The following is a 15,110-nucleotide window of genomic DNA, read 5'->3' on the forward strand; positions in this document are numbered from 1 at the left end:
AGAGACGCTATTTTAACAAAAACCTCTTATCAGGTGTCCTAAATTAGTTGACCACTACAGCCATATCGTGTGATGGAACATGGTTATGGCTTTACCCATGATGATGGAGAACAATTTAACCCAGTAGATAGCGGCAATAAAATCATCTATGGCGATAACCTTGAGGCGTTAAAGAGTCTGTTACCTATTTATGAGGGTAAGGTGGATTGTATCTATATTGACCCCCCTTATAACACTGGAACAGAAAAATGGATATATAACGATAATGTAAATCATCCTAAAATTAAGAAGTGGCTTGGGCAGCTGGTAGGCAAAGAGAGTGAAGACTTAAGCCGTCATGATAAGTGGCTGTGTATGATGTATCCGCGCCTCCAGTTATTAAAGCAATTGCTATCTAAAAATGGTCTTATATTTATAAGTATTGATGATAATGAACAATCTAGCTTAAGAATGATATGTGATGAAATTTTTGGCAAGTCTAATTTCGTTTCCTCTTTTACTTGGCGTACAGATGGAAACTTTGACAATCAAGCGAAAATTAAAGTCAATCACGAGTATATATATTGTTACTCAAAAAATAATATTAGTTTAAAATCACCAAATTTGATAGATCCAAATATCGAAGAAGATAGTAAATTGTTTAAAGATACAATTGTTAATACTATTGTCAAGAACGGTAAGAAAAACCCTATTAGTCAAATTAAATTGCCCGTCGGATTTCACACGAACTTTGAGGAGGGAATAATAAAAGCTCGGAAAGATTCTTTCCCTAATTTTTATGAAGATGCAATTGTTAAAGATTTTAAACTGCAGAACTCGGTAATTATAGAGAGTGGCTGGAGTTCAAAAAATATTTTTGAATTGTTCATACAAAATAATCTTGAGCCAGTACTAGACACTAAAGGGCAGTCCACTACTTTTTATTTAACTAACAATGGTGCAGTCGAAAGTCTAAAAAAGAGAATAGATACTAGTCATGTAATATCTTCACTAATGAATTTTGGTAGCACTCAGAATATGAGTAATGAACTAAAAAGAATGGGGATAGATTTCGATTTTCCAAAACCTTATCAGTTAATTAGCTATATATTGTCAATACAAAATAATCCTAATGCTATCGTTCTAGACAGCTTTGCAGGTAGCGGAACAACCGCTCATGCTGTCTTAAATCTAAATAAACAAGATGGTGGTAATCGTAAATTCATCCTAATCGAACTAGAGGACTACGCCAACACAATTACCGCAGAACGAGTCAAACGTGTGATTGATGGCTATGGCGAGGGCAACAATACCGTAAAAGGTATAGGTGGTGACTTTAATTTCTACACCCTTGGACAATCATTACTTGACGATGAACGCAACCTTAATATCGAAATGCCAATCGAGGCTGTTTGCTCGTATATTTGGTACACCGAAACTCACACTGCTTATACTAACAGTATTCAGTTATTACCACTTTTAGGCGTTTATGAAAATACAGCCTACTATCTCAACTACATTCCAAATGAAGTCACTACACTAGATCGTAAATTTCTAAAGGGTATTGATATTAAGGCGAGCCAGTATATTATCTATGCCGATAATTGCTTGCTGCCAAAAGAATTGATGCAAAAACACAATATCGTGTTTAAGAAAATACCCAGAGATATTAGCCAATTCTAAAGCAACTGTATCAGCACCTTTTTGAACGAAATACTAAAATTGAGCTAAAGGCATTACTATGGAACTTAAAAGCTACCAACAAGAAGTCATTAACGACTTAGATCAATATTTGGATAAAGTCAGTGAGGTCGGAAAATACGATGACGCCTTTAACCAGTTTTGGGAAGATAAAGTTGGACGATATGATCCTGCTAATAAAAAAGGAATGCAACCTTATAAAAATGTTTTAAACAACTCGCCTCATATCTGTATTAAAGTCCCAACCGCAGGTGGCAAAACGTTTATCGGATTGAATGCGCTTGATAGAATATTCAAGCATTACAACAGTCAAGCAAGGGCTGTTATTTGGCTCGTGCCTTGGTCAAATTTGCTTGAGCAGACTTATAAAAGCCTAAGTGACAATGAACATCCCTATCGAAAAAAACTTAATCAATTGTTTAACCATAGGGTAGAAGTTTATCTAAAAGAGGACGGGCTACAAGGTGCGAACTTTAATCCTGCCACAGTGCAAACTAATCTAACTATCTTTGTAATGAGTTTTGCCAGTTTGCGAGCAAAAAATAAAGAGGACCGTAAGGTATATCAAGAGAATGGCTATTTAATGCCGTTTAAGGATACCTTTGACGGTACCCATAATCTGCCAGATATTGATGATACTGCCCTAATTAATATCATCCGTAACTTAAAGCCAGTCGTAGTCGTAGATGAAAGCCATAATGCTGAAAGTGATCTTAGTGTGGAGATGTTAAATAATCTAAACCCATCATTCATATTGGACTTAACTGCTACCCCTAAACAAAACAGTAATATTATTAGTTTTGTGCCAGCTTACCGTCTTAAACAAGAAAATATGGTTAAGTTACCTGTTATTGTTTATAACTGTGACAATAGCAACGAGGTTATCGAGAATGCCTTGCACCTACAGCAGAGCTTAGAGATAGAGGCGTTAGAAGAAGAAAAACAAGGTGGACGCTATATACGTCCAATCGTTCTATTCCAAGCACAGCCTATTAATGCTAAAGATAGCACTACTTTCGAAGATATTAAGAAAAAGTTGATAGCAGTCGGCATTCCTGATGAGCAAATCAAAATAAAGACCGCTAATATCAACGAAATAAAAAACATTGATCTAATGAGCAGAGATTGCCCTGTTCGTTACATTATCACGATAAATGCGTTAAAAGAGGGTTGGGATTGTCCTTTTGCTTATATTTTGGCGACCTTAGCCAATAAATCATCTAACGTGGATGTGGAGCAGATTCTGGGGCGCGTGTTACGACAGCCATATGTTACGCAGCATACACAGCGTAGTTTGAACGTGTCGTATGTACTTACCTCTTCAAGCATGTTTCAAAATACTTTACAAAACATTGTTAGTGCTTTACAAGCCAGCGGCTTTAATAAAAACGACTATCGAGCTAAAAATGCAACTGAAATCGCTGATGGTCAGCTAACACCAGTATTACCGCAAGGGCAAGTTAGCTTGTTTGATACGCTACAATCGCCTACCGGAAATATTGATGAGCAACCAACTGATACCGCTAGTATTGATTATCAGAAAATTCATTATTATCCGATTCAAATAGCAGGTAATTTTGCAGTGAGTGAAGACAGCTCGACTTATCACCTTCCGCAATCAGTGGCTAATAATGAACATCTGCAGCGAATCAACGAGATGGTCAATGAGCAAAGTCAAGCCTTTGACCAATACACTGATTCTATGAATGACGCCAATACACTCTCCGAAAACTTGTCAAATCAAGAATCGACTGCTTATGAAGACGTTGGTATTACTATGAATACAACTAGTATTTTAGCTGAGCATCAAGGTATTGCGCAAAAATTATCGTTGCCTCAATTCTTTTTAGCTGATACTGACTTTGGTGGATTGTTTGAAGATGAAAGTGATAATCTACTTAACCGAAATGACTTGCTAGCAGAATTTAATCTTTCAAAAGAAAGTGTTAATATCGATTTTGATCAAATTTCACAGGACATCTACCAAGTCGATATTGAAGAGAATGACGGTGATACGACTGCAAAATATGGCAAGATAGACAACTCAATACTTAGTCAAAGATTTATTGATGCGATTTTAGCCAGTAGTAATGAATCACAGATTCGTGACATCACTGCTCAAATCATGAAAAAGATTGGCGACATGTATCCAATTACTGACCCACAAATCAAGTCTTATGTTGGTAGAATTATTGAAGAACTCACCGAAAGTCAACGTCGAGATATTCTTAAAAATTCCCCACAATACACGAAAAGAATTCGTGAAAATATTGATAGGTTAAGTAAAGTCTATGCCAAGAATAAATTTAGCGAAGATATCAAATCCCGTCAAATTACAGTAAAGCCAAATTGGTATTTTAGCGCTACCTTACCGATTAAAGACAATACTAGTAATGCCATTGAAAAACGTTTATACGAAACAGAAAGTGGAATGAATAATCTTGAACAAGATATCATTTTAAAAATTGCTAGTATGCCAAATGTGATATTTTGGCATAAAAATCTTGTGAAAGGCGTAGGTTTTGCTTTAAATGGTTTTATCAATCATTATCCTGACTTTATCCTTTACACCACCAAAGGAACTATTATTCTGCTGGAAACTAAAGGTGATGACAGAGACAATACGGATACCGAGGATAAAATTATACTTGGAGAGCAGTGGGAGAGGCTTGCTGGCTCGAATTATCGTTACTTCATGGTATTTGATAAAACCCGTATGGATGGCGCGTTTACTGTTGATGAAGCCTTAAAAGTTATAGCTAAACTTTAACTTAATAAAATCAGTCTTAAAAAAGATAAGTAGAGCTGAAGTTTAATAGCAACACCGACCAACCATCAGTGGTGATATACACCACCGTATTCTGTTCGAAACTACAACACAAACTTAGACAACTGTCTTAGTCTATTGGGTAAGCAAAAAAAATGTCTTCTCGTCATTTACCGTTATGGCTCTCACCATAGCCGTCAATGGCGTTTAAACCTTGTTCAAATAAGGCGGTTTTAAGTTTTTGATTGGCTAGCTCAAAGGGTTGTAAAATAGAATTGGCTTTTTTAATAAATAGTATATTACTCAATAATTTTTCAAATTTTAGTCTGAAACCTTACTGATAAGAAACTCAAGTACCTTATCCTCTCCTAGCTGAGAGATTAATGCTTGTAGCTGGGCAGTAGAGTCAGCTTGTGATTGAGCGTCTGCTCTAAATTCTGCCGTATCTCTACCTTCACGCAAAGCATCTAAATAGTCCGCCCACTTCTGCATCATATTACTACGATCATCAATGTATTCAAATCGACCATAGGCGGTTCCATTAGGATCTTTCGTCGTATGACCCAATGCCATCTCTACAAGCACAAGTGGATACTTTAACTGCTCTTGTAGGATGGTCTTCGCTGTCGCTCTAAAGCCATGAGCACAATGTATATCTTTATAGCCTAAATCCTTTAACCGCTTATTCGCTGTCGCATCAGAGATGATCTGATGCTTTTTTGCCGTCTGGCTAAAAAATACGTATTCAGTATGACCATTAATTTTTTGTTGTTCACTCAATATAGCTACGGCTTGACGAGGTAGGGGAACGACCATGTCTTTGACCATGTTTACCTTGCCTTGCCCCTTCAATGGCTTTAATCGCCATCTGCCAGTTTCTAGGTCTAGATCAGCCCAGCTCATACGTCTTAAATCACCATTGCGAACAAACAGAAGCGCTAATAGCCTAAGGGAATTTATGGTGTTTGGGTCACCTTCTATTGTTTCGATAGCGTTAAGTAATTTAGCCAAGTCCTTTGGTTTAGTAACCGCAGGACGATGACCATAACTTGACTTAGCTAATTGGCTCTTAATGAGCGCCGCAGGATCACTCGTACAGAAACCTCGTGCCCCAGCATAGACAAACACATCACTGGCAATGCCAGCACAGCGTTCAGCCTTGTCTGTGGGCTTACCATCCTTGTTTAATGACTTAGCTTGGATGTCTAATAGCACTTCAAGCATTTTAGGTGAGGTGATATCGCTGATTGGCTCGTCACCAATATATTTGCATATAAGATCAAGACGACCTTTCTTACGAATGAGGGTGTTACTTTTCTGAGTCTGATCTAAGCTATCAAAATACTCCCAAGCAAAATGATTAAAAGAGTTTTTAGTTTTACTAATAATAATTTTCTTTATTTCTTCACGATGAAATTTTGGGTCAATACCTTTGCTTAACAGGTCTTCATATTCACGCCAAACCTCACACGCACGTGCATACGAGATACTTGGATATATACCAATGGATATAATACTTTGCTTAGAATTTGAAGGAGGGTAGTAGCGGTACATCCATGACTTAGTCTCAGTAGGACGTACCATTAAGAATAGTTTGGGATGATTTTTGACAGCAACGAAGTACTTCTTATCTTCAGGCTTATGGCTGCTGATGCTTCTGTCTGAACTGATCGCTTTTCTTTCCATATCCTAGATCTCTATGAGTAGACTCAAAACTCGGTATACTTGACAGTATACTCAAAGTGCATGGATTAGGATAGATTCATAGGACAGTATAGAACGCCAAATACAACAAAGCCCCTGATATCAGGGGCTTTAGCTGTTCTATAAGATAGTATAGGACTATGTAATGGTACCCGGAGCCGGACTTGAACCGGCACGCTATTGCTAGCGAGGGATTTTAAATCCCTTGTGTCTACCAATTTCACCACCCGGGCAAAACTTGTTTTATCTAAAATGTAAACTAGCTGATAGACCATCTAGTTACTAGATAAGTGGTCGCTATTATAATCGGTTGTGATAATAATGCAAGCCAAAATTAACGTAAAGTTAATAAATAATTGGAGGCTGGAGTCGGAATCGAACCGGCGTTAACGGAGTTGCAGTCCGCTGCATGACCACTCTGCCATCCAGCCAATCAAGGTCGCCTATATTAGCAAAAATATAGTAAATTACAAGTCCTTTTTTCATTAAAAACAGCTTATTTATTATCTTATCTATATTTAGCCCCAATTTAGAAGCGTTTATACTGTTAATAGGCTTTTTCAAACTATTAGTAAACCAGTGTTTAATGATGATGGTTTAAAATATAGTGCGCTAAACTATATCTCTATTGTTACGTTTGGCACTTTTCACATCACGATAAGTGGCCGTGCAAATTAATACGAGTACGCCAAGAGTAATGGCGGGCCAAATTAAGATATATAAGCCGTAGATAAAAACGTTGTCCATGATATCTCCTTATAATATTGCTAAGTAAGTAGCGACTAGCCAAATACTACTGGCCAATCGGTACTCGGATAAAGCGACTTTGGTTTAAGATTTAAGTGACGATGGGATTTCCGACTTTTTATCGTAATTGCCCACGCGCTGCTTAATTAAGTCGAAGTCGAAATGTTCGTCTCCCATCAGGCTGATAATCACACAGACGACGGTACTAGCGCCGTAAGCCGTTAGAGAGGCTAGCAGGACCATGTATTGACGTAAGAAGCCAGTAGCGAAGATAAGCATCAGCACAAGCGTGATAGCTGCGGCGACCATGCCAATCTTACGACCTAAGAACCCAAAGACCATTAGACCAATAACGACGGCTGCACCGACACTAGCCAGTATTTCAAAGAATAGGGCAGTGACACCAGTGATTGGGAGTAATTCGAAACGAGCAACGCAAAATAAGAGTAGTCCGACGATCACTGCTGAGGTAAAGGCAGTATTGGTGACGCGATTCCAAAACACACTGGCGATAACAGGGAAGACAATAGCCCCCCATAGTGCACCAACAAATACTAGCATGACGAGAATATCAAGCTTAAAGCTCGCAAAAATTAGTCCAGCTGCTGTCGCAACAATCATCGTGCCGCGACCAATTAGCATCATTGTTTTAGGTTTAACATGGCCTTTTTTGGCGATATTTTTACCGTAGACATCAGCCATCATAATGGTTGATAGCGCTGACAAATCTGAATCAGCAGTTGAGGACAATGAACCAATCACTAAAATAAAAAATAATGCAATAAAGACTGGATGTAGATAAGTACTAACCATTTGAGGGATTAGGTTATTCATATTGCCATCGAGTGGTTCAACACCAATAGTCACAGCCATTAATCCAATCATACCAAGGCCGATGACGATACCCGCATAGCCAACCGTAGCAGTGATAAACGTTGCTTTGATTTTGGTCTTATCAATAGCAAATAGGCGCTGAGTGATGGTTTGATTACCAATAGCATATGCCAATACCGCTACAAAATAAGGCGCACCTTGTTGAAAGAATGCCTCAGAAGAAAAGAAATTCTGTTGCTCCAAAGTCAGGTTTGACAGGCCGCTAACCATAACTTCAGGGCCGCCCATAGCAAATAATACCGCTGGGATAATGACAATACCAATGGCCATTAGAGCGACCAACTGGGCGAAATCCGTAAAGACGGATGCTCGAAAGCCTGATGTCAATGTATAACTCAGGACACCGATACCTGCGATCATTACCCCTGTTTGGAACGATAATGGCGACAGGACTGACACCAATGCCCCAGCAGCGGTAAAGTTGACCATCAAGCTAATTAAACTGCCCATAATATTGGATATGGCTAAGATTAATTGGCTTGATGAACCGTGGCGGGCATGAATCAGTTCACCTAGTGTATGGCCATCTGGTGCCAATTCACGAAAGCGCATACCAAAAGGGTAGATGAATAAAATCATCAATGCACCCCAAAAGCCATAATGTATCGGCCCTGATACGCCGTACTTATAGCCAGAGGTGGCCGCAGCGTAAAATGAGGCTGCCCAAATCCAAGTGGCGGTCATGCTGGCTGCACCCATACCAAAGCCAACACCGTGACCTGCGACCATAAATCCAGAAGTGGTCTCTTTATCTTTTTTGATTAATAAGGACAGTAAATAGGTGCCGCCATAAAATGCTAATAATAATAAAATAATCGTTAATGATGAAAATTGGAACAATGACTCAGTTTTCAAACTCAGACCTCGCAATTGTTAGTTGATGAATAAAGTTCAGCAAAAATGAAAGATACCAAACCATTAGGAATACAGCATAGCCTACACAGTCCTCATACCGAACGTATGTGGCTAATATAAATAGCGAAAATACCAACTGCAGTGGTAAGCAAATGCTAAGTGTTACGCCCAAATCTTAATGAGACAGATACTGTCAAATCAAAAAGACAGGGACTACTTTCAATAGGCGTCAGTTAATGGGTAAACCATCACGCTATTAATAGGCATACACAAAGGTAGCTACATGCTAAAGAAAACTCATGTGATGAGTGTCTATAGCGGAATTACGAATAAGCACTAAGCCATGATAAAATGACCCAAACTCGATTTAGACAGCCTTATCAGCTGTAATAAACAATAGCTGAGAAATCTCTACTCATCTATTGCGATTGATGTGTTACTAAGCGGCATTAATAAATAAAACTACATATTTGTTAAGTGCCTGTAACATATTTGCGGGATAAGAGTAACCTATTATGTCATTAACCTCAAACATTATCCGATATTTACCAAACAATGACCGAAGATGATATATAAGTATTTATTTAAAGAGATTTAATAATATTTTTAATAAAGCATTGAAAGATAAGGTTTTATTATTAGTAGCATCGAGTGATATATCGCTATGAGCTAAGTTATAACCATGAATGGTTAGCTGAAGCTTTCATTAGAAAAATAGATAATGAGCGATAGATGATGGTTGCTCTCAATGAACAAGTAGAAGTGAATTTTTATATATTATCTTGTTTGGTATAGTAAGTGACTCGGTTATCACGTAAAAATCCAGCCAATCCAAGGCCATAACGCTCAGCCACGCGCACTGCTGTACTGGTAGGCGCTGACATGCCAACTAGCCACGGGATTTGACTTCGAATAGACTTTTGAACCAGTTCAATAGAGAGACGCGAAGTCATAAGCACACAGCTAACGTCTGCTTTTTGGCGTAATTGCCAACCGATGAGTTTATCAAGTGCATTATGGCGGCCTACATCCTCGAATAAATGTAGCTGCTGATTATGTATCGTCGCTGCGGCATGTACCGCACCTGTCAGTTGATGCGTATGTTGCGCGGCATCCACTTGTTGACGCAGTGCCAATAGGGAGTCAAGACTTGGTGCGCTCGTTTGAATGCCATTTATACCTGTCTGTTGGTTATGTTCATGGTGTAAATGGTCTTGTGAGTAAGTACTTAAATCAGGCAAAGCTTGCGTTAGTCCAGTAATACCGCACATACCGCAGCCTGTACGCCCTGCGAGCTGTCGTTTTTGTGCTTGGATACGTTGATGGCAGCGTTGGCTCAATACCAACTCCACGACATATATATCGTAATCTTGAAATTGTTCTAAGCTTTGCTCAATTGATACTGAGTCAAGGCTTTCATCATTCGAATCTTGAGCAAACTTCTGGTAGCTAGCGATATCTGCAAGGTGAGTCACTTCCCAGTCGAGTAACTCGTGACTGTATTGAATTAAGCCTTCACTAAATAAGAACCCAACAGCCAAATACTCTAACTGATGAGGACTGGCCATCAACACAGCATAATGAATCCCATTAATAATGATAGAGACCGCAGCTTCTACGGCTAAGCTAGTAGTCTGAGATTCAATTTGAAGGTGAGAGTCATGAGTAGGGTTATTGCTAACTGACGGGTAATGATGCTTTTGTGCTAAGTGGCTACGAGCAAGTGGTCTCTCTGACAACCTCTCATCGTTAGACAGCTCAGGTGTAACTATCTTAGTGCTAGTTGAGTTATCTATCATAGCGGGGTCGATAAGAGCCTCACTTTGCTGAGCGTTATTTTCAATGGTTATCACGGTTTATCATGGCCTAGAAATATGAGTGTGTTTATGGTCATTTAGAGGAGTAGCCAATGAAAATGTCATTCTCATCGGCTCTCCGCAGTATGATTTACGCAGGCGTAGCTATTGATGTATTTGCCTCTACGCGCTCTAAAACGACGGTCGTCGATTTGTACGCTGGGATATGAGATTCTGGCGCATGTGTCTCCAAATCAAAGAGATCATTGCACTCAGGGTAGTAAGCGGCGACAGCGTTAGAGGCAATATCCATCTCGCTCAATACCAATGGGCCCAATATGCGTGGTTGCTCTAGGCTATCTTTAGCACGCTGGCGAGTGACTATAACACGGTCACCTTTTTGCCAACCTAAACGACTTATTTCATCGGGATGCATAAACAGCACATCACGGCGATCCGTTTGACGATAGCGGTCTTTAAACCCAAAAATCATAGTGTTGAATTGGTCATGGCTGCGGACACTGGTCAATTGCCAAATCTTTTGCGCTGTATTTTCAACATCATCGATATCGTTTGCGGCTGCCATTTGTGCAGCGACAAAAGTAATCGGATATTGTGGGACTTCAAACTGGGCTTTGCCGCTTTCGGTATTCCATACACGATGACGCGCCGCATGATACAAATGAAAGCCACGCTCAGAGGTACGAATACGCTGATTGAAGTCTTCAAATCCATTAATCGCTTGAGCGATATAGTCCCGAATAATATCGAAATCCTCACTCATCGCAAGCCAAGGAATAGACGAGTCGGCGCCGAGTACATGGGTCGCAATATCCGCTACGATTTGAGCTTCAGATTTTAGAGTATCACTAACAGGTTTGAGTTTGCCCTGAGTGGGTACGATCTGACACATGGAGTCTTCGATAGTGGCAAATTGCTCACCCTTTGTTGTGACAATACGTTCGGTACGGCCTAAGCAAGGTAGGATCAAATTGTTAGCACCGGGGTATAGCATGGTCTCATTGAGCTTAGTACCGACAAATATATTAAGCTGAGTAGTGGTTAAGGCTTGCTCAATCGCGCTGGTATCAGGGGCGGCCACTGCGTAGTTACCACCCATGCCCATAAAGACTTTCAATTTACCTGCGATAAGAGCCTTGGCACCTGTGACGACATCGTAGCCATGTTCTTGTGGCATAGGGTGCTTAAACACACGCTCTAAACTGTCTAGTAAGCTTTTGCTAGGACGCTCATGGATACCCATAGTGCGATCGCCCTGTACGTTGGAGTGCCCACGTACTGGGGATGCACCAGCGCCGTCGATACCAATCATACCCATCAGCAGGAGCAAGTTGGTAATCATCGCCACATTGTCATCACCCTGTACATGCTGAGTAATGCCCATGCCCCAAGTGCAAATCGTTGCTGGACTATCAGCTACCAGCTCAGCGAGATTGATAATATCTGTCTGAGAAATACCGCAGCCAAGTGTGATATCTGACCATGATTGCTCTGTTAGCCACTGTTTTAGAGGTTCAAAGCCTGAAGTATGAGTGGTAATAAACTCATGATTTATTTTATCGTTTTCGATTAACCACTTGGCAATGCCCGTCAATAAGGCTGCATCACCGCCGATTTGAATTTGAATAACGTCATCGACCATATCAGCACTTTGACCGGCTGCCATGTGAGTTGGTTTTTGTGGATTTCTGAACTTGCTTAAACCTTGTTCACGCATCGGGTTGATTGAGATGATTCGACAGCCTTGCTCATGCGCATGGGCGAGCATCTCTAGCATACGTGGATGGTTGGTCGCTGGGTTTTGCCCAAACATCAATATCAGCTTGGCTTGCTCAAAATCTTCTAGCATGACCGTCGCTTTACCAATACCTAGCTGTCTGCTTAGCATTACTGAGGTTGGCTCGTGACACATATTTGAGCAATCAGGCAGATTATTGGTCCCAAAGCAGCGAACAAACAGCTGAAATAAGAAGGCAGGCTCGTTAGTCACACGGCCTGATGTATAAAATAGCGCCTCATCAGGTGAATCAAGCTGTCCTAACTGCTCAGCGATTAAGCTGTAAGCGGCTTCCCAAGGGATAGGAACATAGCGATCTTGCGCCGCATCGTAATACATCGGCTCTGATAAACGTCCACTGTGTTCCAGCTCGTAACCAGTCCATCCCTGTAGTTCAGTGACAGTATGTCTCGCAAAAAACTCGGCATCTGCTTTGTGGGTCATGGTCTCACTGGCAATGACTTTAATGCCGTTTTCACAGACATCGATGGCTTTGTGCGACTTATGGTCAGGCCAAGCACAACCTGGGCAGTCAAATCCGCCTTGCGGCTGATTGCTTTTAAATACACTTATACCGCCACGCAAAAATGTCTTATAGTCCATTAGTTTTTGGGTAGATGAGATCAGCGCAGGCCAACCAGCAGCAGGGTGGGAGTAGATAGGAATTTTGCGCATGACAGACCTCATAGATAGATGACAATAGCGAAGCTTTGATAGACGACAACTATATAATGGTCAGTGAAAAGTTCATATGATCATTAACTATAGATAACAAAAAACCTCCAAGAAAAATCAATTCTCTTGAAGGTCTTTGAAGTTATCGGAAATGATTATATCCGACAGGTACCAACTTACAAGTCGTAAGTCATGGAAAGCATTAGCTTAAAAACTTAGCTCAAAATCAAACTGTCGTCTTCAACTTTTTCGCCACGTGTTTGCTCAAACATATCGAGTAGATCATGTACGGTCATGCCTTTGCGAATGTCACCAGCCACATCCAACACGACTTGACCCTGATGCAGCATAACGGTGCGTGTACCATGTGCCAATGCTTGTTGCATAGAGTGGGTAACCATCATCGTAGTCAGTTTATTATCCGTGACAATCTTATCAGTCAATTCTAAGACAAAAGCCGCAGTCTTTGGATCAAGAGCTGCAGTATGCTCATCAAGCAACAAGATTTTAGAAGGCTGCAATGATGCCATTAGAAGACTTACTGCCTGACGTTGACCACCAGAGAGTAGACCCATACGATCGGTTAGACGATTTTCTAGACCTAACTTTAAAACGGATAGTTTTTCTCGGAACAAATCGCGGTTGTTTTGATTCAGTGCAAATTTCAGACCGCGATTACCGCCGCGTTTGTAGGCCAAAGCCATATTTTCTTCAATCGTGAGCGCTTCACAAGTTCCCGCCATCGGATCCTGAAAGACACGAGCAACCCAATGCGCGCGTTGATGAGCAGACTTTTTGGTCACATCAATGCCATTTAGCAAGATTGAGCCACTATCGACACGCGTCGTACCGCTTACCGCGTTCAAAAAAGTAGATTTACCTGCGCCATTGGTACCGATGACAGTGACAAATTCACCATCAGCAATATTTAAGCTGATACCACGTAGGGCAGGGTTTTCGATTGGCGTGCCTGGGTTAAAGGTCAACCGTAAATCGGTGGCTTGCATCATAATCGTTATTCCTTATTATCTCTTCAAGCGTCACAAGTATTATCAATACTTGCTTTGACTGTCATTAGGCGCGAACTTTGCGTGATAAAAACTTGGTTTTCGCTTTTGGCAATACTAAGGCTAGTACCACGAGCAATGCGGTAATCAAGTTCAAATCCTGTGGTCCAAAGCCGATGCTACGTAGCGTATCGCTTGATAGTGCGACCTGAATAAACAGTTTGTACAATACCGCGCCGACAACAACGGCAAAGGTAATCAGCCAAATACGCTTGGCAGGAATGATGGTCTCACCGATGATGACCGCTGCTAGACCAATGACGATTGTACCGATACCGATAGAGATATCAGCGCCGCCTTGGGTCTGGACAAATAGCGCACCCGCTAAGGCAATCAAGCCGTTAGAAATCGCCATACCGATGATGGTCATCCATGAGGTATTGATACCTTGCGCCTGTGCCATTCTTAAGTTTGAGCCAGTAGCGCGCATCGATAGCCCAGTTTCGGTGCTATAAAACCAGTTTAAAAATAACATCGCGAGCGCGACGACGACACCGATAATCAGACAGCGCATCCAATAACCATTGCCGTCAGTGACTAAGCTACTAAATACCGTCGTCTCACCAAGCAAAGGTAGGTTTGGCGCACCCATAATGCGTAGGTTGACAGAATATAGAGCGACCATCACCAAGATACTAGCGAGCAGTTGCAGGATACCGAGCTTGACGTGCAGCCATGCGGTGACGATACCAGCGACTGACCCTGCTAACATACCAAAAGCACAGGCGATCCACGGGTTGATACCAGCGACGATAGAAATGCCAGCGACGGCGCCGCCTAACGGAAAACTACCGTCAGCGGTCAAATCAGGAAAGTCGAGTGTACGAAATGAAATCAGCACACCGAGTGCGACTAGGCCATAAATCAGACCACTTTCAAGCGCACCAAAAAAAGCAATTAAAGACATAAGAGATCAGTAAGTCATAACCCAGTGTCTAGCGTATGGTATCAAGATAGGTAAGTGGCAATGGCCAAAACCCTCTACCTGCTAAACAGCTAAGCGGTGAATTTAACAGATTAAGCAATCTGCGGTTAGGGTAAACCAAAACAGGTCACGATTAATAACGATCATAAGTTACCTTGGTTTAAAGCGATGGTTCAATGCACTGCAATCAATAGACCTATCC

The 15,110-nt window shown here is 41.0% G+C and carries 9 protein-coding genes and 2 tRNA genes; 2 read left to right on the plus strand and 9 right to left on the minus strand.

Translation table 11 applies throughout. The features are described from left to right. The first annotated feature begins 72 nt into the window (after window positions 1-72). Window positions 73-1,662 (plus strand): site-specific DNA-methyltransferase, encoded by a 1,590-nt coding sequence (locus FQV37_RS00745; RefSeq protein WP_160020896.1) that lies wholly within the window; start codon window positions 73-75, stop codon window positions 1,660-1,662. Window positions 1,663-1,720: 58 nt separating this feature from the next. After that, entirely contained in the window at window positions 1,721-4,450 is a 2,730-nt protein-coding gene (locus FQV37_RS00750; protein WP_160020897.1) for a DEAD/DEAH box helicase, read from the plus strand. Between the two features lie 318 nt (window positions 4,451-4,768). On the opposite strand, the gene FQV37_RS00755 is transcribed toward FQV37_RS00750, so the two are convergent. The 9 genes from FQV37_RS00755 to FQV37_RS00790 form a co-directional block, all read right to left on the minus strand. Then, window positions 4,769-6,133, minus strand: coding sequence for a tyrosine-type recombinase/integrase (locus tag FQV37_RS00755; protein ID WP_160020898.1), 1,365 nt, complete (start codon window positions 6,131-6,133; stop codon window positions 4,769-4,771). A gap of 164 nt (window positions 6,134-6,297) precedes the next feature. Continuing rightward, a tRNA-Leu gene (locus FQV37_RS00760) sits at window positions 6,298-6,384 on the minus strand. Window positions 6,385-6,508: 124 nt separating this feature from the next. Beyond that, a tRNA-Cys gene (locus FQV37_RS00765) sits at window positions 6,509-6,582 on the minus strand. Window positions 6,583-6,763: 181 nt separating this feature from the next. Next, the gene (locus FQV37_RS14175) at window positions 6,764-6,898 is read right to left on the minus strand and encodes a putative transporter small subunit (protein WP_218870079.1); all 135 of its coding nucleotides are present in this window, start codon (window positions 6,896-6,898) and stop codon (window positions 6,764-6,766) included. 84 nt (window positions 6,899-6,982) lie between these two features. Beyond that, on the minus strand, window positions 6,983-8,632 hold the full coding sequence (locus FQV37_RS00770; protein ID WP_224737969.1) for a sodium:solute symporter family protein: 1,650 nt from the start codon (window positions 8,630-8,632) through the stop codon (window positions 6,983-6,985). A gap of 785 nt (window positions 8,633-9,417) precedes the next feature. Next, complete coding sequence (gene fdhD, locus FQV37_RS00775; RefSeq protein ID WP_240990899.1) at window positions 9,418-10,500, minus strand: formate dehydrogenase accessory sulfurtransferase FdhD; 1,083 nt, start codon at window positions 10,498-10,500, stop codon at window positions 9,418-9,420. 94 nt (window positions 10,501-10,594) lie between these two features. Further along, the gene (locus FQV37_RS00780; protein WP_102094942.1) at window positions 10,595-12,916 is read right to left on the minus strand and encodes an FdhF/YdeP family oxidoreductase; all 2,322 of its coding nucleotides are present in this window, start codon (window positions 12,914-12,916) and stop codon (window positions 10,595-10,597) included. A gap of 215 nt (window positions 12,917-13,131) precedes the next feature. Then, complete coding sequence (locus FQV37_RS00785) at window positions 13,132-13,926, minus strand: ABC transporter ATP-binding protein (RefSeq protein WP_057759272.1); 795 nt, start codon at window positions 13,924-13,926, stop codon at window positions 13,132-13,134. Between the two features lie 64 nt (window positions 13,927-13,990). Beyond that, a complete protein-coding gene (locus tag FQV37_RS00790; protein WP_102094941.1) occupies window positions 13,991-14,890 on the minus strand; it encodes an ABC transporter permease in 900 nt (299 codons plus the stop codon). Between the last annotated feature and the right edge of the window lie 220 nt (window positions 14,891-15,110).

Source organism: Psychrobacter nivimaris (genome assembly GCF_009812035.1).
Classification (GTDB): Bacteria; Pseudomonadota; Gammaproteobacteria; order Pseudomonadales; family Moraxellaceae; genus Psychrobacter; species Psychrobacter nivimaris.

Bases quoted from the DNA above. Each gene is read 5' to 3' on its own strand.
- FQV37_RS00755 (WP_160020898.1), bottom strand. From the start codon at position 6,133: ATGGAAAGAAAAGCGATCAGTTCAGACAGAAGCATCAGCAGCCATAAG.
- FQV37_RS00750 (WP_160020897.1), top strand. From the start codon at position 1,721: ATGGAACTTAAAAGCTACCAACAAGAAGTCATTAACGACTTAGATCAA.
- FQV37_RS14175 (WP_218870079.1), bottom strand. From the start codon at position 6,898: ATGGACAACGTTTTTATCTACGGCTTATATATCTTAATTTGGCCCGCC.
- FQV37_RS00785 (WP_057759272.1), bottom strand. From the start codon at position 13,926: ATGATGCAAGCCACCGATTTACGGTTGACCTTTAACCCAGGCACGCCA.
- FQV37_RS00790 (WP_102094941.1), bottom strand. From the start codon at position 14,890: ATGTCTTTAATTGCTTTTTTTGGTGCGCTTGAAAGTGGTCTGATTTAT.
- FQV37_RS00745 (WP_160020896.1), top strand. From the start codon at position 73: ATGGAACATGGTTATGGCTTTACCCATGATGATGGAGAACAATTTAAC.
- FQV37_RS00780 (WP_102094942.1), bottom strand. From the start codon at position 12,916: ATGCGCAAAATTCCTATCTACTCCCACCCTGCTGCTGGTTGGCCTGCG.